The sequence below is a fragment of the Metabacillus litoralis genome (genome assembly GCF_007994985.1).
In the GTDB taxonomy this organism is placed as follows: Bacteria; Bacillota; Bacilli; order Bacillales; family Bacillaceae; genus Metabacillus; species Metabacillus litoralis.
Window position 1 is genome coordinate 331,334 of record NZ_VOQF01000005.1, and the last position, 18,358, is coordinate 349,691.

The 18,358-nt window shown below is 34.7% G+C and carries 20 protein-coding genes and 1 riboswitch; of the genes, 13 read left to right on the forward strand and 7 right to left on the reverse strand.

Going from position 1 to position 18,358, the window contains the following annotated elements:
* Positions 1 to 5 precede the first annotated feature (5 nt).
* Entirely contained in the window at positions 6 to 446 is a 441-nt protein-coding gene (locus FS935_RS09630) for a GNAT family N-acetyltransferase (RefSeq protein WP_146947948.1), read from the forward strand.
* A gap of 48 nt (positions 447 to 494) precedes the next feature.
* Here FS935_RS09630 and FS935_RS09635 read toward each other — a convergent pair whose 3' ends face one another.
* Complete coding sequence (locus FS935_RS09635) at positions 495 to 1,319, reverse strand: manganese catalase (RefSeq protein WP_146947950.1); 825 nt, start codon at positions 1,317 to 1,319, stop codon at positions 495 to 497.
* A gap of 143 nt (positions 1,320 to 1,462) precedes the next feature.
* Between FS935_RS09635 and FS935_RS09640 the strand changes: the two genes are divergently transcribed.
* Complete coding sequence (locus FS935_RS09640; protein WP_146947952.1) at positions 1,463 to 2,260, forward strand: DUF2935 domain-containing protein; 798 nt, start codon at positions 1,463 to 1,465, stop codon at positions 2,258 to 2,260.
* Positions 2,261 to 2,568: 308 nt separating this feature from the next.
* On the opposite strand, the gene FS935_RS09645 is transcribed toward FS935_RS09640, so the two are convergent.
* A complete protein-coding gene (locus tag FS935_RS09645) occupies positions 2,569 to 2,886 on the reverse strand; it encodes a DMT family transporter (RefSeq protein WP_146947954.1) in 318 nt (105 codons plus the stop codon).
* Between the two features lies 1 nt (position 2,887).
* Complete coding sequence (locus FS935_RS09650) at positions 2,888 to 3,229, reverse strand: DMT family transporter (protein WP_146947956.1); 342 nt, start codon at positions 3,227 to 3,229, stop codon at positions 2,888 to 2,890.
* 269 nt (positions 3,230 to 3,498) lie between these two features.
* On the opposite strand from FS935_RS09650, the gene FS935_RS09655 reads away from it, so the two are divergent.
* From FS935_RS09655 to FS935_RS09680, 6 genes are all read left to right on the forward strand, one after another.
* Complete coding sequence (locus FS935_RS09655; RefSeq protein ID WP_146947958.1) at positions 3,499 to 4,683, forward strand: D-alanyl-D-alanine carboxypeptidase family protein; 1,185 nt, start codon at positions 3,499 to 3,501, stop codon at positions 4,681 to 4,683.
* A gap of 91 nt (positions 4,684 to 4,774) precedes the next feature.
* Complete coding sequence (gene tatA, locus FS935_RS09660; RefSeq protein ID WP_146947960.1) at positions 4,775 to 4,945, forward strand: twin-arginine translocase TatA/TatE family subunit; 171 nt, start codon at positions 4,775 to 4,777, stop codon at positions 4,943 to 4,945.
* A gap of 282 nt (positions 4,946 to 5,227) precedes the next feature.
* Positions 5,228 to 7,024, forward strand: a complete 1,797-nt coding sequence (locus FS935_RS09665; protein ID WP_146947962.1) for a M3 family oligoendopeptidase — start codon at positions 5,228 to 5,230, stop codon at positions 7,022 to 7,024.
* Between the two features lie 77 nt (positions 7,025 to 7,101).
* Entirely contained in the window at positions 7,102 to 8,334 is a 1,233-nt protein-coding gene (locus tag FS935_RS09670; protein WP_146947964.1) for a dicarboxylate/amino acid:cation symporter, read from the forward strand.
* A gap of 513 nt (positions 8,335 to 8,847) precedes the next feature.
* A riboswitch (cyclic di-AMP (ydaO/yuaA leader) is annotated at positions 8,848 to 9,001 on the forward strand.
* 113 nt (positions 9,002 to 9,114) lie between these two features.
* Positions 9,115 to 9,771, forward strand: a complete 657-nt coding sequence (locus tag FS935_RS09675; RefSeq protein WP_146947966.1) for a potassium channel family protein — start codon at positions 9,115 to 9,117, stop codon at positions 9,769 to 9,771.
* Positions 9,772 to 9,774: 3 nt separating this feature from the next.
* Positions 9,775 to 11,100: a TrkH family potassium uptake protein gene (locus FS935_RS09680; RefSeq protein ID WP_146947968.1), complete on the forward strand. Its 1,326-nt coding sequence runs from the start codon at positions 9,775 to 9,777 to the stop codon at positions 11,098 to 11,100.
* Positions 11,101 to 11,361: 261 nt separating this feature from the next.
* On the opposite strand, the gene FS935_RS09685 is transcribed toward FS935_RS09680, so the two are convergent.
* Positions 11,362 to 12,087, reverse strand: a complete 726-nt coding sequence (locus FS935_RS09685) for a ZIP family metal transporter (protein ID WP_146948437.1) — start codon at positions 12,085 to 12,087, stop codon at positions 11,362 to 11,364.
* A gap of 282 nt (positions 12,088 to 12,369) precedes the next feature.
* Positions 12,370 to 13,371, reverse strand: a complete 1,002-nt coding sequence (locus FS935_RS09690; RefSeq protein WP_439116636.1) for an ABC transporter substrate-binding protein — start codon at positions 13,369 to 13,371, stop codon at positions 12,370 to 12,372.
* Positions 13,372 to 13,541: 170 nt separating this feature from the next.
* Here FS935_RS09690 and FS935_RS09695 point away from each other — a divergent pair, with 170 nt between their 5' ends.
* From FS935_RS09695 to FS935_RS09715, 5 genes are read left to right on the forward strand one after another with little or no spacing between them, the layout of a single operon-like run.
* Positions 13,542 to 14,543: a FecCD family ABC transporter permease gene (locus FS935_RS09695; protein ID WP_146947972.1), complete on the forward strand. Its 1,002-nt coding sequence runs from the start codon at positions 13,542 to 13,544 to the stop codon at positions 14,541 to 14,543.
* Entirely contained in the window at positions 14,543 to 15,601 is a 1,059-nt protein-coding gene (locus tag FS935_RS09700) for a FecCD family ABC transporter permease (RefSeq protein WP_146947974.1), read from the forward strand. Before FS935_RS09695 ends, FS935_RS09700 begins: the two co-directional genes overlap by 1 nt.
* Before the next feature lie 36 nt (positions 15,602 to 15,637).
* A complete protein-coding gene (locus tag FS935_RS09705; protein ID WP_146947976.1) occupies positions 15,638 to 16,453 on the forward strand; it encodes an ABC transporter ATP-binding protein in 816 nt (271 codons plus the stop codon).
* Entirely contained in the window at positions 16,446 to 17,204 is a 759-nt protein-coding gene (locus FS935_RS09710; protein WP_146947978.1) for an IucA/IucC family C-terminal-domain containing protein, read from the forward strand. Before FS935_RS09705 ends, FS935_RS09710 begins: the two co-directional genes overlap by 8 nt.
* A 15-nt stretch (positions 17,205 to 17,219) precedes the next feature.
* Positions 17,220 to 17,474 (forward strand): YusU family protein, encoded by a 255-nt coding sequence (locus FS935_RS09715; protein ID WP_146947980.1) that lies wholly within the window; start codon positions 17,220 to 17,222, stop codon positions 17,472 to 17,474.
* A 72-nt stretch (positions 17,475 to 17,546) separates the two neighbouring features.
* Here the strand turns inward: FS935_RS09715 and FS935_RS09720 are convergent, their stop codons facing one another.
* Together FS935_RS09720 and FS935_RS09725 are read right to left on the reverse strand one after the other, a co-directional pair.
* Positions 17,547 to 17,894 carry a spore coat protein gene (locus FS935_RS09720; protein WP_146947981.1) on the reverse strand — a complete coding sequence of 116 codons (348 nt, stop codon included), beginning with the start codon at positions 17,892 to 17,894 and terminating at the stop codon, positions 17,547 to 17,549.
* 13 nt (positions 17,895 to 17,907) lie between these two features.
* A complete protein-coding gene (locus tag FS935_RS09725; protein WP_146947983.1) occupies positions 17,908 to 18,180 on the reverse strand; it encodes a hypothetical protein in 273 nt (90 codons plus the stop codon).
* Positions 18,181 to 18,358: the final 178 nt, after the last annotated feature.

The window sequence follows — 18,358 nt, forward strand, 5'->3', positions numbered from 1 at the left end:
TACTTATGGAAATGCTAACGAAACGATTAAAATTAATTCCTTGTAGTGAAGAACTAGTAAGAAACGATGAAGTAACGGGCGAACATATTTCACACTATCTACAGAGTGTTTCCATTGATCCATCAATGGAAGGTTGGGGTGTTTGGCTGGTTTATTTACAACCAGAGGGTAGATTTATAGGTGATATTGGCTTTAAAGGTAAGCCACATAAAGGTGTTGTAGAAGTAGGCTATGGAATACGTAAAGAAGCCCAAAATCACGGATACGCAACAGAAGCAGTCGATGCTCTTATCAATTGGGCGTTTCAAACGGGGCTAGTTAAGAAGGTAAAAGCGGAATGCCTAAAAGATAATGAAGCCTCAATCAAGGTATTAAAAAAGGTCATGATGAATATAACAGATGAAGATGAGCAAATGATGTATTGGGAAAGAAAATTAGAAAAGTAATTTAAAAAATATCCAGGTCTCTTTTTCAAAAAGAGATCTGGATATTTTTTAACAATCAGAAGGTGGAGTATCATGATATTGTGGTGGTGCAGGACGTGGCACTGGTTTTGGTGCATGTGGTTGAGGGTATTGTACATATTCAAATACACCTTTGCCATCCATACTAGGACCACTCGCCCATCTACCTTGAGCACTTTCTTCTCCTCTAGATAAATTCATAAATTTATATGAAAATTGCTGTGCCTCTAAATTCATTGGGAATGTGCTTGGAACTGTTTTACCTTCCTTAGCCTCTAACTCGGCAATTGCTGCCAACCATTGATTTTGATGCATGCGATCTCTAGCAATTAAGAATGAAAGCATATCTTTAACACCACGATCGTCTGTTGCTTCATATAATCGAACAGCTTGTAAGCGGCCTTGTGATTCAGCATTTAAGTTTGCTCGGAAATCAGCTAATAAGTTCCCACTGGCAATAATATAATTACCCATCCATGGAACACCTACACTGTTAACTGGTAATGCACCAAGTCCAGAAACAATCGCGTGTTGCGGATTCATTCCACCAAGAATAGCTTCAATAACAGGATTCTTTGCTGCTTCTTCTTGTTCTTTTAAAGGTGCATTATCTAATAATCTCCCAATCATTGTTGCTAGCATTTCAATATGTGCAAGCTCTTCTGTACCAATATCTAAAATCATATCTTTGTATTTTCCAGGACATCTTGTAGCCCAACCTTGAAATAAGTATTGCATGGCAACTGAGATTTCGCCAAATTGTCCGCCTAAAATTTCCTGAAGCTTTTTTGCATATACGGGATCTGGGCGATCGGGTTTCGCGTTGTACTGAAGTTCCTTGATGTGAAAAAACATGAAGAAACCCTCCTCAAAATTATTATTTTCGAACACAATATGTATATTTGACTAAACTAATTGTTATGACAATATTTGTAGAAGTTTACTAGGACAATTCATCACTGCATATTGTTTAGAGAATAAAGTTCGGGAGGGTAATGATGAAAATATATGAAGAAGCAGCCGCATTTGAACATCAATTTTGGCTACAAATTCTTGGAGATCATGCTCGTTTTATATTAAATTCATTAGCAGTTAAAGAAAAAGAAGCAATAGAACAAGCGATGAAGTATAAACAAGTATTTGATACATTATTAAAAAAGTCCAGAGAACAAGATGATTTATTAGCTTTAACATTGGAAGCAGAAGAATACACAAAGGAATTTCGTCAGTTTAAGCTATCTTTAATCGAAAGGCATTTAATAGGTAAAATTACGATTCATCTCTCACCATCATTCTTAAATCATATGGTAAATGAGCTCGAGGAATACTTATTAGTACTGAGCTATTTAAAAAGACAAGAAAAACCACCAATTTTCCATGAACTACATCATCATCTATTATGGCTGTTAGATGCTGCTGGCCACGCAGGAGCCATATCAGATACACTTGATCGTGCAGAAAAGCAGCTTAAACAAAAAAGTGATGTGTTCACGAAGGACTTTGAGGAATTTTATTTGAAGGCTGTTGAATTATCAGGATACTTACGAGCAAATGTAGATTCATTTCCAGCACTTACGAAAATGAATAATGATGTTGAACTTGAGATTGAATTGTTTAGAGGCTTTTTAGCTGAAATAGAAGAGATGGAGCTTTCGAATAAAAATTTGAGCACGTTTTCTGCGTTAATGGCAGATCATATGATGAGAGAAGAATGCTACTATTTAATGAAGGTTGCTGAAGCTGCTAACACTGAATTACCTTCTTGTGATCCAACAAAGCCGAGGCTTTCATTATAACAAGGCTGGGACATAAGTATTTGAGCAATTGATAAACCTGAATTATTAGGTAAAATTTCAATTAATGTTTAGCTTATTAATTCGGGTATTTAATTGCCTTCTTCAGTAGATTTTGGTTGTGCATACTAATTTTAAGAACTAGTGGAATGGAGCGGAAGACCTAGGGCACCTACTTAGAATAGAGGAAAGGCTGAGACCTAAGCAGGTTAGCAGAGGAGGCTCAGCTTTCTCCCCATGGAACGCGAGTGTCTTCAGCGCAATAGAACGAACTTGTTTTTCCAGTATAACTATTTTATAGAAAACTTCTTTTAATGTGGAATGAATTTAAGACCAATTGTTGAGCAAATAATCATTGATATAAATAATAGCCGTTTCCATTCAGTAGATTCTCCCAAAAATAAAATACCGATTATGGCGCTACCTACTGTGCCAATTCCTGTCCAAACAGCATATGCAGTTCCCATAGAGATAGTTTGCATAGCAAGTGAGAGGAATGAAAAACTAAGTATAAACCCAATTAGTATCATAAAGCCATTTCGTAATGATTTGCTTTTGTTAAACCTTGATATTGCTGCTACACCAAATATTTCACAGCATCCGGCTATTATGAGGAAAAGCCAATCCATGCTAAACACCTTCTCTCTTTGTTTGACCATCAGTTGTAACAAGCTTCAATCCGACTACTCCAGAAATGAGAATCGCACATAAACCTATTTTTAACCAATTTAATTCTGTTCCAAAAAATAGAATTTCTGAAATCACGGTACCTGCTGCACCTAAGCCAGTAAATACGGCATATGCTGTTGTTATTGGTAATTGACTTGTTGCTTTTATTAAAAGGTAAAAGCTTATCATGATCGCTAAAACTGTACCACCCCATGCAGTTAAAGTTGTAGAGTATTTTAGCCCTGATACCCAACACACTTCAAAAAATGCAGCAATGTATATGATTAACCAATTTTTATTCATAGTGTGTGTTCACCTCTTTCTCGTTTTCCATAGATGTTTCTAAGTTTTATTTCTTATAAGGTACATATCATTAACTGATCTTCTTAATTGAGATTAATCGATAACAAGTATAATTGATCTTCGCTTGAAGCACCAAGTAAAGGAATTTTGTCTAAAATTTAGATACTTAAACCTATTGTGTTAGAACATAGTATTGCTTTTTATATCATAGCCTTGATATGCTAATCAAGATGAGTGAAAAAGAACCATTTTTGAGGAGTAATACAATGATGAAAAAGATATTTATATGTGTATTTAGTGCTATCTTAGTATTAGGTTTATTTCCATTTAATAGTCAAGCTAATAACGAGAATATAGAGGTTATGGTTGAAAGCCATTCTGCCATTTTACTAGATGCTGAAACAGGGCAAATTCTATATGAGAAAAACAGCAAAGAAAAGCTCCCACCTGCTAGTATAACGAAGATTGCCACCGCTATCTATGCAATCGAAAAAGGAAATTTAGATGATATTGTTACAGTTAGTGAAAATGCGAGAAATGCAGATGGAACACGTGTGTATTTAGAAGTTGGTGAAAAAGTTCCTTTGAAGAAGCTAATTCAAGGACTTTTACTTAATTCAGGAAATGATGCAGGTGTTGCGATAGCTGAGCACATGAGTGGATCTGTATCTAGTTTTGCGGAGGAGTTTAACGAGTATTTAGCAACAGAGGTTGGTGTTGAACATACATATTTTATGAATCCACATGGGTTATTCCATCCAGAGCATGTAACAACTGCTGAGGATATGGCTAAAATCACAGCGTACGCTATGCAGAATGAAACGTTTAGAGAAATCTTTAACACAATTGAATTAAAATGGTCTGGAGAAGGCTGGGACACAACGATTATTAATCATCATATTATGGTGCGTGATCAATCATACGAGGGAATAACAGGTGGTAAAAACGGCTTTGTTGATGAATCAGGATTTACACTTGTCACAACTGCGAGTCGAGGGGATTTAAGTTTGATAGCTGTTACATTAAATGCAAAATCTAGTAATCTAGCATATAATGATGCGGCTGCATTATTTGATTATGGATTCAACCATTATGAAACGGATAGCATACAAAGCAATGAGAAATTCACCTCCAGTGATCAAACAGTTTTTATAACGACAGAGAAACTTAAATATGTGAAAAAAATAGGTGAAACAGTAACAAAGGATATTCTCTCAACAGGTGAACTTGTTGTAAAGGGGCAAGAAAATCAAACCATTCAATCCTTTAAGCTAGAAAAGGTAAAAAGCAAAGAAGAAAATAAGCAAATGAAAAGTGAGATTGTTTCATCACCAGAAATAAATGAAGAAAATACGAATGTTGGAAAAAATCATTTAACATATATTGTACCCTTTTCAATAGTAATCACTTCTATTATTTCTATTTTCTTTTATTTTCAAGTAAGAAGAGTGTGAAATTAGATTTTCCAACTTTTGCATTTAATAAATGTTTGCGATATAATTATCATCTAAGCTTCTATCATTCTATTAGAAAGAAGTGTTCATCATGAATCTAGGATTTAGTGAAATACTATTGATTTTATTTGTTGCTTTATTACTATTTGGACCAAGTAAATTGCCTGCATTAGGGAAAGCAGCCGGTAATACATTAAGAGAATTTAAAAACGCTACAAAGGGTCTTATGGACGACGAAGATTCCCCATCAACGAAGAAATAAAAGTAACTTATATTGAGGCGGGCAAAGTGCCAATGTCTCTTTTTTTATGGACAAAAGTTGAAGTGGAAAAATGTTTCATACCAAAACAGACAAACAAAATCGACAGTAGTAATTGTTAACTCTCATTAATTTAAAGTGCTCATTGCCGCTCTTTGAAGGGAATAAGGGGTATTTTTTTTTTAGGGACTTATACCGAAGTTGGTTGAGAGAGTCCATTAATAATTGGATAGTGAACAACAAAGCTTAGCAGTGTAAATGAAAAAATGATTAGGAGGAAAAAATATGAATTTACCAACTTTCAGTAGCACATGGGACTTAGAAACACTTTTTAAAGGTGGAAGTCAATCTGAGGAATTTCTCATTTATCTCAAAGATATCTCAATGAGTATCAATCAATTAAACCAAGCTACATTAAAATGGCCTAACACATTTACATGTGAAGATGTTTCAATACTTAAAGAAATTCTTGATAGCATGTCTAACAGTATCGTTAAACTAGAACAAGCAAATTCCTTTGTAGGATGTTTACAAGCACAAAATACAGCTGATACAGAAGCGAACATATTAAGAGCAAAAGTCACAGATCTTAATACGAATTTTTCTAAAGCAATTTTAAAAGTAGATCAGTTATTAGGTGATATTGATGAAGATACTTGGAAGCAAGTATTAAAGCGACCTGAACTAACAGATCTTACATACATACTAAATGAAATGAGAAATCAGTCTAAAGAAAAATTATCTGTTGAAAAAGAACAGTTAATTCAGCAATTATCTGTCGATGGTTACATTGGTTGGGAACAGCTATATGATCTCCTTGTTTCAAAGGTGCAAATTCCTTTTAACGAAAATGGAGTTGAGAAAAATTTATCCGTAGGTCAAGCATCTAATAAGTTCTCTGATTCAAACCGCAAAGTACGAAAAGAATTACTTGAGAAATGGGAATCTGGGTGGGGAAATCAAAAGGAATTATTTGCTGAAGCTTTGAACAGACTCTCAGGCTTTCGATTATCTGTTTATAAAGAAAGAGGTTGGGAAAATCCACTTAAAGAACCACTAGCTATAAATAGAATGAAAATGGAAACGCTTGATATGATGTGGCAGGTTATCTCAGAAAATAAACAGCCACTTGTTGATTATATGAATCAAAAGGCTAAGGTATTAGGAGTAGAAAAGCTAGGGTGGTATGATTTAGAGGCACCAATTGCAGAAGCTAACTCTGTTCTATCTTATCAAGAAGGTGCAGAATTTATAATAAAGCAATTCAGTAATTTTGGTCCGTTATTAACTAATTTTACAAAGAAAGCTTTTGAGAAGAATTGGATTGAAGCGGAAGATCGTCCTAATAAGGCACCAGGTGGTTTTTGTACAGGGCTACCTGATACGAATGAATCAAGAATTTTTATGACTTATTCTGGAACTCCATCAAATATTTCAACGCTTGCACATGAATTGGGTCATGCTTTCCATTCTTATGCAATGGAGGATATCCATCCTTTAAATAGTGATTATGCAATGAATGTTGCTGAAACAGCATCCACTTTTGCGGAAATGATTGTAGCTGACGCTGCATTAAAACACACGACTAATAAAGAAGAAAGACTAGCTTTACTAGATGATAAGTTGCAACGAAGTGTCGCAATGCTCATGAATATACATTCACGCTTTTTATTTGAAACAGCTTTTTATGAAGAAAGAAAACAGGGATATGTGTCAAGTGATCGATTATCCTTACTCATGCTTGATGCACAAAAAGAGGGATACTCAGATTCATTAGAAGAATACCATCCTCTGTTTTGGGCGTCAAAGCTTCATTTCTTTATAACTGATGTACCTTTTTATAATTTCCCTTATACATTTGGCTATTTATTCTCACTTGGAATATATGCAAATGCTCTTGAGGAAGGCCAAGAGTTCGAACAGAAGTATATTTCTCTCTTAAAGGACACAGGCTCTATGTCTGTTGAAGACCTCGCAATGAAACACTTATCTGTTGATTTAACAAAGAAAGACTTTTGGGAAAAAGCTGTGAAAATGGCAACAAGTGATGTAGAAGAATTTATTAAACTTACAAATTGTTAATTTTTATGAAAAAAGGGTTTCTAAATGAATAAAAAAAGGAAAAGAATAGAAAATTAAATAAGAAGAGGTGGTTAACTTTGAAGTTAGCAACAAAAATTATAATCGGGTTAATTTTAGGTGCAATTGTTGGGTTAATTCTAAATTTAGTATCACCTGATTTATTTGCAACAATGAACACATTTTTATTTACTCCACTAGGACAAATCTTTTTAAATTTAATTAAAATGCTAGTTGTTCCAATTGTTTTCTTCTCTATTACATTAGGTGTCGCTGGCCTAGGAGATCCTAAAAAGCTTGGAAGAATGGGTCTGAAAACTATTTCTTTCTTCTTAATCACAACAGCAATTGCTATTATTATTGGTCTATCTCTAGCTAGTATTATTCAACCAGGAACAATAGGAACCTTTAATACAGAAGGTGTTGAATTTGAAGCAAAAGAAGCTCCATCTACAGTGGAGACTTTACTCAATATCATCCCATCTAATCCTATTGGCGCATTTGTAGAAGGAAATATGCTACAGATTATTGCCTTTTCAATTTTCATTGGTATTGGTATTACGATGCTAGGTGAAAAAGCGAGCACTTTGCGTACGTTTGTTGAACAAGGAAATAACTTAATGATGTATCTAGTTAATTTAGTCATGAAATTTGCGCCATATGGTACGTTTGGTTTAATCGCAACAGCTGTTGGAAGTCAAGGCTATTCAGCAATTAAAGCGATGGGATTATATATGATAGTTGTTATTTTAGCTTTAGTTATTCATGCTATCGTTACTTACGGATCTGCAGTTTATTTCCTTGCTAAATATAATCCGTTAACATTTTTCAAAAAGTTTTCACCAGCAATGACTGTTGCGTTTAGTACATCAAGTAGTAATGCAACATTACCAATTTCAATGGAAACAGCACAAAAGGAATTAAAAGTGCCGGAGCCAATTAGTAGCTTTGTTCAACCACTTGGTGCAACAATAAATATGGATGGAACAGCGATTATGCAAGGTGTTGCAACTGTATTTATTGCTCAAGTATATGGTGAAGCTCTTACAACTATGGAGCTTGTAACAGTAGTGTTAACAGCTGTGTTAGCAAGTATCGGTACAGCTGGAGTTCCTGGTGTAGGGTTAATTCTACTCGCGATGGTACTAAGTTCTGTAGGATTACCAGTAGCAGGAATCGGTTTAATTATAGGAATTGATCGTTTACTAGACATGGCACGTACAGCAGTAAACATCACTGGTGACGCGGCTTGTGCATTGATTGTTTCTGAAACGGAAAAAAAACATATTGATGTAGCTGAGTCTAGATCATAAATGATGAAAATGTTAGCCTGTTTTGAATGGGCTAACATTTTTTCGATTGCTCAAATAGTAGTTTTTTTGGAGATAGGTGTGTCTCTTGTGCATGTGTCGGATTTTGTTGATTTATGTCTAATCGCTGATAAATCCCGATAATCGTCGATAAATCAGAATAATCGCTGATAAATTTCTAGAATCGCTGATAAATCTGAAAAATCGCCGATAATCCCAGAAATTGAAGATAAAGCGACCAAGCTGCCACACTAGTGCTTAAATATATTTAAACAAACGTTTGATTAATGCGTATATTAGTTAAGAAATATATAGATTGGTTGAGTAAATGATAAATGTAAGCGTATAAACGAAACTATTTGGACATATTTAGAGCTTTTAAAGGAAATTTACTCCTTTACTACATAAATAGTAGAGGAGTAAGATACATTCATAATCATTATTGCTCTTCAAGTTTAAAAGCTACACATAATTTCGATAAATTGTCTTGAAAAAGAGCTACCAAAAAGAATAGATTGTTCAAAATCGCTTAATCCTATTAATAGGAGCGGAGGACCCACTTTGAATTCAAAATATGGATTTATGGGGTGAATCAAACAATATGTTTGTAGGGCTACTCTCATTAGCCCGAATCCGACAGCTAACTTCGTAAGCGTTAGAGGGAATGAACTTGTGATCAATAGTCACAGGAGTACATTGGGACCTCTGTGTCTTTTTTTGTTATCAAAAGATTGATATTACTAGGAAAACGTTCAGTTTATGAATGGAAAGAAGGAAAATAGCGTGAAAAAGCAATTTGCTGTATTTGGCTTAGGTCGTTTTGGTGGAAGTTTAGTAAAAGAGTTTTATGAGTTGGGGATAGAAGTGCTAGCCATTGATGTGAGTGAGGAGAAAATCCAGCAATTTGCGGCATATGCTACACATGCTGTAAAAGCTAATGCTCTTGATGAGACAATATTAAAACAGCTTGGAGTCAGAAATGTTGATCATGCATTCGTCTCTTTTGGTGATAATATTGAAGCTAGTATCTTAACTTCTTTATTACTAATAGAACTGGGTGTGCCACAGGTTTGGGCAAAAGCACAAAATGATTATCACCAAAAAGTTTTGGAGAAGATTGGGGTTAATCGTGTAATACATCCAGAACGGGATATGGCAAAAAGAATTGCTCATCACATCATATCTGAAAAGATGATCGATTATATCGAACTTTCGAAGGAATATAGCATGGTTGAGGTTGTAGCAACGAAGAAATTAAACAATAAATCTTTATTTGATTTAGATATCAGATCACGATATGGCTGTAATATTGTCGGAATACAGCGTGGTGAAGAGATAAGTGTTTCTCCAGGTGCTGATGAAAAAATTTCCATAGGTGATGTTTTATTAATCATTGGGAAAAACAAAGATATCATACGTTTCGAAGAAAATGGAATGTAGGCTATGAAATCTAAAAGATTTATTAAACTAACTCCATCTCAGTTGCTTGTTTTAGTGTTCGTTGTTTCGATAACAATAGGTACAGCTTTACTGAAATTACCTTTTGCGACAACTGTACCAATCAAATGGGTTGATGCTTTATTTATTGCAACCTCTGCAATGACAGTTACTGGCTTAGCAACAGTAGATCCTGGAACAACATTCACTGTTTATGGACAACTCATTATTGCTATTTTAATTCAGGTCGGCGGCTTAGGAATTATGTCATTTGCTGTTTTAATTTTTCTTGTTATAGGGAAAAAAATTGGACTAAAAGAACGAATTTTAATACAGCATGCCTTAAATCAAACCTCTTTAGGTGGAATAATAAAGCTTGTAAAGTACTTATTTATATTTTCAATAACGATCGAAACGATAGCAATGATCTTTCTAGCTATACGATGGGTGCCTGAATTTGGATGGTCTCAAGGCTTATTTTACAGCTTTTTTCATGCCATCTCAGCTTTCAATAATGCTGGAATTGCCCTTTGGCCCGACAATTTAATTCGTTATGTAGGAGATCCGTTAATCAATATTGTAATGTCTTCATTATTTATTATTGGGGGAATCGGCTTTACTGTTCTTGTTGATATATGGCATAAAAGAAGCTTTCGAAGGTTATCTTTGCATACAAAGCTGATGTTGGTTGGAACATTGGTGATTAACGTGGTAGCTATGTTCTTTATCTTTGTCGTTGAATATAGTAACCCGAATACATTAGGAAGTTTACCACTTAGTGACAAGCTATGGGCTTCTTATTTTCAAGCAGTCTCACCAAGAACAGCTGGCTTTAATACGATTGACATAGGTAGCTTAGATGAAACAAGCATCTTTTTTATCGTAATATTAATGTTTATAGGAGCTGGTAGTGGATCAACAGGTGGTGGTATTAAACTGACAACTGCGATAGTTATTGGTTTGGCCACAATAACCTTTTTAAAAGGAAAGAGCGAGGTTGTAGTATCCCGTAGAACCATTCATTACACAACAATTGTCAAAGCACTTGCCATCTCAATGATTAGCGTTGTGTTTGTGATTATCTCCATTCTGTTACTAAATGTGACGGAAAAACAAGCGTCGTTTCTTGATATTATGTTCGAGGTTGTTTCAGCTTTTGGTACTGTAGGACTTTCAACTGGAATTACAGGAGACTTAACAACTATAGGGAAACAATTACTGATTTTTATTATGTTTGTAGGAAAATTAGGGCCTTTAACATTGATGTTTTCTCTAGCTAAACCATCTAAAGAGAAGATTCGATATCCACAGGAAGATATTTTAACTGGTTAAGTTATAGATCGATTTTTAAATTAGGCCGGCTAAACAGGTGTATAACTTGTAGCCGGCTTTTTTTTAAGGCCCTTTTCTGATAGATTGTTGATAAATGATCTTATTATCTTTTAGAAACAGTGTTTTATTGCATAAAAAATACGATTTCTAAGAAGAAAAGATGCCACTAGACTATATACAGTGCTGTTTTCTTCGAACTCCTAAAAGCAACAAAGTTTACAAAAATAGACTTTCTTAAAAGCACGAAATGGATGGATATTTTTACAGATGAGCTAACAATAAAGAACTTAACAATCCTAAAGATGCAATAAAGCCAACAATAGCGCCGCCTTCCTCAAATGCTTCAGGCATCATTGTTGATGCTACCATTGAAATGATTCCGCCTGCAGCAAACGCAGAAATAAAAGAGATGATAGCAACAGATGTTTTTTGTAAAAAAGTATATCCTAACAATGAACTTAGGGAAGCAAGAAAAACAACAATTAACCACATAATTAAGATGGTTCTTTTACTATAGCCATCTTTTTTTAATCCAACTGTACTTGATAGGCCTTCAGGAAAATTACTAATAAAAACCGCAACTACCATTAAATAACTAACTGACCCTTTATTAAGCAAGCTAACACCAATGATGATAGATTCCGGAATAGCGTCAATGATTGTACCAATAAAAATTGAAAGACCCGAAGAGCTCTCATTACTTTTTTTAGACCTTTTACGATCTTTACCACCTTTATTGGAAATGAATAGTTCAGATATCGTGAAAACTAATGCACCTGATAAAAATCCTATTGATGTAGAGATAAGACCACCTTCATCAACTGCCTCAGTTAATAATTCAAAAGAAGCTGCTCCAAGCAACACACCTGTACCAAATGACATTATAAGTCCCGTTACTTTCTTTGGTAAAGTTGTATACATTCCTAAAAGAGCACCTATTAAGATAGATGAACCAGCAAAAGCTCCCCAAAGTGCTGCTTGTACCAAAAAACTCATCTCCTAGAATTTTATTTATAATTAAGCTGTTTGTGGCGGTGCTTCTAGTAAAGAAAACAGGAGAAAGTAATGTCTTTAGTTTTGTGGTTTCTTTTTTCTTATCAATGAGATAAACCAAAACTTCCTTCGTCAACTAATATAGGTCCATTAGTAATTCCCCTTCAGAAAACACCTTTGATATAGATGCACTAATTTATTTTCCCCTTAAAGAAAAAGAAAAAACAAACAAAAAACAAACAAAAAAACCCGACAAGGTAGCCGGGTTTACATTAATTATTCAGATAGCTTTGTCTCAATATCATCTAAAAGAAGATTAGCTGCGATAACTCCGCCAGCTGTATTCCAAATAGAATCATCTACTTTATAAGCTTTTCCTTCTTTTACAACCTCTAGATTTTGCCAAAGAGGATCTTTTGTCCATTCTTCTTCAGTTTTAGTTGCTCCTTGATCTTCAGGAGTTGTATATGTGAAGTAGAACAAGAGATCTCCATCCATTTGTGGGATAACTTCTTTACCAACTTCTCGAGCAAATAAATTTTCTGGATCATCAGAGAATAGCTCTTCTAACGCGCTTGGACGGCTAAAGCCTAATTTTTCAAGAATGACACCTGAGAAAGAATCTTTATAATAGATTCTAGTTGTACCAGCCATAAAACGTACAACCTGTACATCTTGATTCACTTTATCACCAGCAGCTTCTTTTATTTCAGTAATACGATTCTCAAATTCATCAATGACTTTATTTCCTTCTTCTTCAAGGTTTAAAGCTTTTGCATAAACTTTAAAGTTTTCCTGCCATTCACCTTTTAACGTTTCTGTGAAAACAGTTGGTGCTATTTTATTTAGTTGCTCATATACTTTTTCTTGTCGTAATTTGTTCCCGATAATAAGATCTGGTTGAAGTTTAGCAATAGCCTCAATATTTACATCACTTTCTGTTCCTACAACTTGAACATCCTTCATATCTTCTTTAATATGCTCATACCAAGGATCTCCTGCCCAAGATTGAACAGCACCAACAGGAGTAACACCCATTGATAATAGTGCTTCGGTTCCTTCGTTTGTTAAAATAACTACTTTTTCAGGAGTTCCAGTAATTTCTGTAGATCCCATTGCATGATCTATTGTGTATGTTTCTTCAGCAGGAGCATCATCTGTCCCTTTAGTTGCTTCATCTTTACCTTCATCAGCAGTGTTACCACAAGCTGCAAGTATTATCATTGTAATACTCATTAATAATAATGTTAACCATGACTTTTTATTTGTTGTAGTCATCATGTTCTTACCCCCAAGATAGTATGATAATCGTTTTCATTTCCAAGCTAAATGATAATCGTTATCAAACTTGTTGTCAATCATTAATTGAAAATGATTTTCAAAGTCACTGTTTTTTGATAGAATGAACGAAGAAAATATGTTGATGCAGATATATGAGGAGAAGCAATATGTTATTTAATACAACTTTTCGAAAAATTTTTGGTCTAATTTTAGGAATCATATTACTTTTATTATTAATGTGCGCAAGTCTTATTTATGGTTATGCTGAAACAAACGTAGTTACGGTTGTTAAAGCGTTTACTAATTTTAATGGATCGAATGAGCATATCATTGTTTATAATGTAAGGTTGCCTCGAGCTTTGATTGCTGCAGTAGTAGGAGCAAGTTTGGCCATTGCAGGAGCAATCATGCAAGCTTTAACAAAAAATCCACTCGCATCACCAAGTATATTCGGGATAAATGCAGGTGCAGGATTCTTCGTGGTAGTTGCTGTATCAGTTTTTTATGTAAATTCCTATCAAACATATACATGGCTCGCTTTTGCGGGTGCAGCTTTTACAGCCTTTTTGGTCTATTTTGTTGGTTCTTTAGGAAGAGAAGGATTAACTCCAATGAAGCTAACATTAGCAGGTGCTGCGATGGCGGCTTTATTCTCATCTTTAACACAGGGTTTACTAGTTGTGAATGAGGCAGCATTAGATCAAGTTTTATTTTGGTTAGCTGGATCTATTCAAGGAAGAAAAATGGAAAGTCTTTATACCGTATTACCTTATATCTTACCAGCAATATTGATTAGTCTCTTTTTTGCTCAGAAAATAAATGTCCTGACGATGGGTGAAGATGTTGCCAAAGGATTAGGGCAGCGTACTGGGTTATTAAAAATAACAGGTGCTTTAATCGTGATCATATTAGGTGGTGGAGCAGTTGCTGTGGCGGGTCCGATCGCCTTTATAGGTATTGTGATTCCTCACTTTTCCAGGTTTTTAGTAGGAAATGATTATCGGTGGATTCTTCCTTACTGCATTGTTTTAGGTGGCTCACTTCTTGTGTTTGCCGATATTTTAGCAAGATTGGTTGTTATGCCTGAAGAGGTACCAGTTGGTGTTATGACTGCTATCATAGGAACTCCCTTTTTTGTTTACATTGCTAGAAGGGGGTTCGGTAACTAATGAAAAAATATTATACGTTAAGAATAGGTAAAGACAAGCTTTCCTTTCTGATTGATAAAAAGGCATTTTTCATATCAATGATTTTATTAGCAATCTTAGCGGTGATCTTTATAATTAGTACAGGAATTGGGGAAGTAATGATAAGTCCATTGAATGTATTTAAAACATTCCTTGGTTATGGAACTGACATGGATAACCTATTTATTTTCTCCTTCCGTCTACCAAGAATCATTATTGCATTATTAGTAGGAGTTAGCATAGCAGTAGCAGGAGCCATCTTACAGGGCTTGATTCGAAATCCATTAGCATCTCCTGATATTATTGGAATAACTGGAGGAGCATCTGTTGCAGTCGTTTTGTTTCTATTGCTTTTTAGCGATAAAAATAATTCGTTAATCATAAGTATAAAGTGGATGCCTGTTGCAGCATTTATAGGAGCAACGGTTATTGGGCTACTAGTTTATTTCCTTTCCTGGAAAAATAATGGTTCCTCATCAATAAGGCTTGTTCTAATTGGTATCGGACTAGCAATGCTTACACAATCATTAACAACCTTATTTATGGTTAAAGGACCAATCTACCAAGCAGCACAGGCTAATGTATGGATTACAGGTACAGTGTACGGTGCAACATGGGAACAAGTTCGAATTTTACTTCCTGTTGTCGTGATCTTGTTTAGTATTAGTATAATTTCTGTTCGAAATGTTAATATTCAAGAACTTGGAGATGAACTTGCAACAGGAGTTGGAAGTACCGTACAAAAAAATCAATTTCTACTTTTACTATTAAGTACAGCTTTAACAGGTAGTGCTGTAGCATTTGCTGGTGTAATTGGATTTGTAGGCTTGATGGCACCACATATAGGAAGAAGATTAGTGGGGTCGTCATTTGGAGCATTGTTACCAGTATCTGCATTAATAGGAGCAATATTAGTTATGTTTGCAGATTTGCTAGGAAGAACATTGTTTTCTCCTTTAGAAGTTCCTGCAGGTGTTTTTACTGCTGCGATAGGTGCACCATACTTTATTTATCTTCTATATAAAACAAGGAATTCTTGATATAAGTTAGCTAAATTAATAAAGGAGCGATTCAGAATGGAAGCAATTGAAACAAATGCGCTCACTCTTTCTTATGGAGAAACAATTATTATTAATGAATTAGACGTGAAAATCCCTAAAGGTGAAATTACTGTTTTTATTGGAAGTAATGGCTGTGGAAAATCTACTTTATTACGCTCATTAGCAAGACTATTGAAGCCAAAAGTAGGAAATATTTTATTAGAAGGTCAGTCAATCGCAAAGTTACCTACTAAGGAAGTAGCCAAACAGCTTGCGATTTTACCACAGGGTCCAGTTGCACCTGAGGGATTAACAGTTCTTCAACTTGTGAAGCAAGGAAGATATCCTTATCAAAATTGGCTTAAACAATGGTCTCAGGAAGATGAAGAAGCTGTTCAACATGCTTTAGAGGCAACTAGTATGGCAGATTTAGCTGAGCGCCCTGTTGATTCACTTTCAGGTGGCCAAAGACAACGGGCTTGGATTGCGATGACTTTAGCGCAGGAAACAGATATCATTTTACTAGATGAACCAACAACTTATTTAGATATGACACATCAAATTGAAATTTTAGATTTACTTTTTGAATTAAATGAACGGGAAAATCGAACAATTGTCATGGTTTTGCATGATCTTAATCTAGCTTGTCGTTATGCACATAACTTGATTGCGTTAAAAGATCAAAAAATATTTGCACAAGGCAGACCAGAAGAAGTGATTAGTTGTAGCTTAGTTCAAAATGTGTTTCAAATGAGCTGTGAGGTAACTGTTGATCCGTTGTTTGGTACTCCACTTTGTATACCACATGGACGTGGCAGATGTATTGTAAAAGAGGCAGTGACTCATGGCTAGGTTAACAACCGATGAGATGGAAATTTTAAAAAAATATCGATTAAGCTGTGAGAAAGCTACAACACAATCTAGTATAACAGGGCAAGCATTAGTAAAACCTGAGCAGCTCCAGAAACTTTTAGAAAGCAAAGAAATTCAATTAAAGTTAAACACATCGAATCATAAAGTAATTGGCTCAATGATTATGAAAAGATATGCCTTTTTAGCAGCTCTCGTACTATATGCAATGAGTGTATATAATAAAGGCATAAATAGTTCACTAGCAAATTTATCGTTACAGACAGATGAAAATGACCCAATATGGCTTCCAAGCTTTTATTTTGAAGACCTGGAAGTAACCACTCCAGAAAAAAGCAGAAATGAGTGGAGAGCCACTGTGGTTGAATCACTTTTCAAATCAAACATAACAAAAATCGTTTCAGCTATTTCTAGGGAAGCAAAAATCTCTAAAATGATTTTATGGGAAAATACCGCCATTTACTTATTCTGGATGTATGAATCGATTTTAGAAGAAGGCAAATATGAGGAAGAAACATTAGCTAGAATAAAAGAAGACTTTCAATTTATCGTAACAAAGGCACCATCTGATTTGTTTGGACGTAAAGGTACAAATCCATTATCAAAATTTTATCACCCAAAAAAGGATGATATTCGAAAGCGCTCCACTTGTTGTTTATTTTACTTAACTTCAAAGAACAGCGACCGGTGTAAAACGTGTCCTATTGAATGTAAGCAACCAGAAAATAACTAGGGAGGTACAGTGAAATTGGATACTAAATTAGTACAACAGTTTGATGGGCTGCTTGAGAAATATACAGAGCTTCTTTTAGGAGAAGCAACAGATGAATTAAAGGAAAAGGTGAAAATGTGGGCCCTTTATACACATATCTCTAAATCTATGCCACCATTAGCAAAGCACTGGAATGCTACATATCCAGATGCAAAAGATCATTTGAAAGATATAATAAATGAAATAAAGCACTTAAATCAAGAGCATCGTGAAGTCAAGAATAAAGAGTAAAGCTCATAAATAGACCTGAGCTTTACTCTTTTATTTTTACGTAATGATGAAATTGATGCACTTATTAAATCTTTATTGTTGCATATTTCCATATGGAGATTGCTGTTGGATCTCATTAGAGTGCTTCTGATATGCTTGTTGAAGCTTTTGATTATCTGCTGCTTCAAGAGAATACCAACCGTTTTTAAACATTAAATTGTATAAATCCCTTTGACTTTGCTGTGTTTCGTTAAAGATCGTTAAAATATCTTGATAAAGAGCCTGATGACTCGCCTCATTTAACGCAGTTGAATAAGAAGCTGTCATATATTTTTCAGTTGATAAAAAATCATTCACAAAATCTCGATCATTCATTATTGGTCCCTGCTGTACTTGAGTTTCTGCATTACTAATTTTTTGTTGGTTTTGATCGTTATTCATATTAGTCACACTCCTATTGAAGTTGAGATCCTACTGATGATGGCTGTTGTTGTTGCGTTTGAAGGTGAGTTAGAATTTTTTGATAATGATTGTGATGCATTTGCCCTACTTGTTCGAGTTGATTTTTTAACTCTTGATTCTGAACTTGTCCAGCAAAAAAATGTGCCTTTTTCATCGCCAAAAGATTCCATGATAACATGTCTGTTAAATAAAGCTGATCCTTTGATGTAATCACATTTGGTGGTTGTTGCATCATTGATTGCTGCTGCATATTTTGTTGTTGCATATATAATGTCCTCCTTATTTTGGTATCTGAGTTATCAGAATCCAGTTCAGTTTATCGTGCCACTTTGATACCTGCTTTATGCGAAAATTGTTCTTAACGGACTGAGGCTTAGCAACATATAGTAATCATATGAAGAATAAAGATGTAATAAAGAAGAAAGAAACAATGAAGGCGGTTA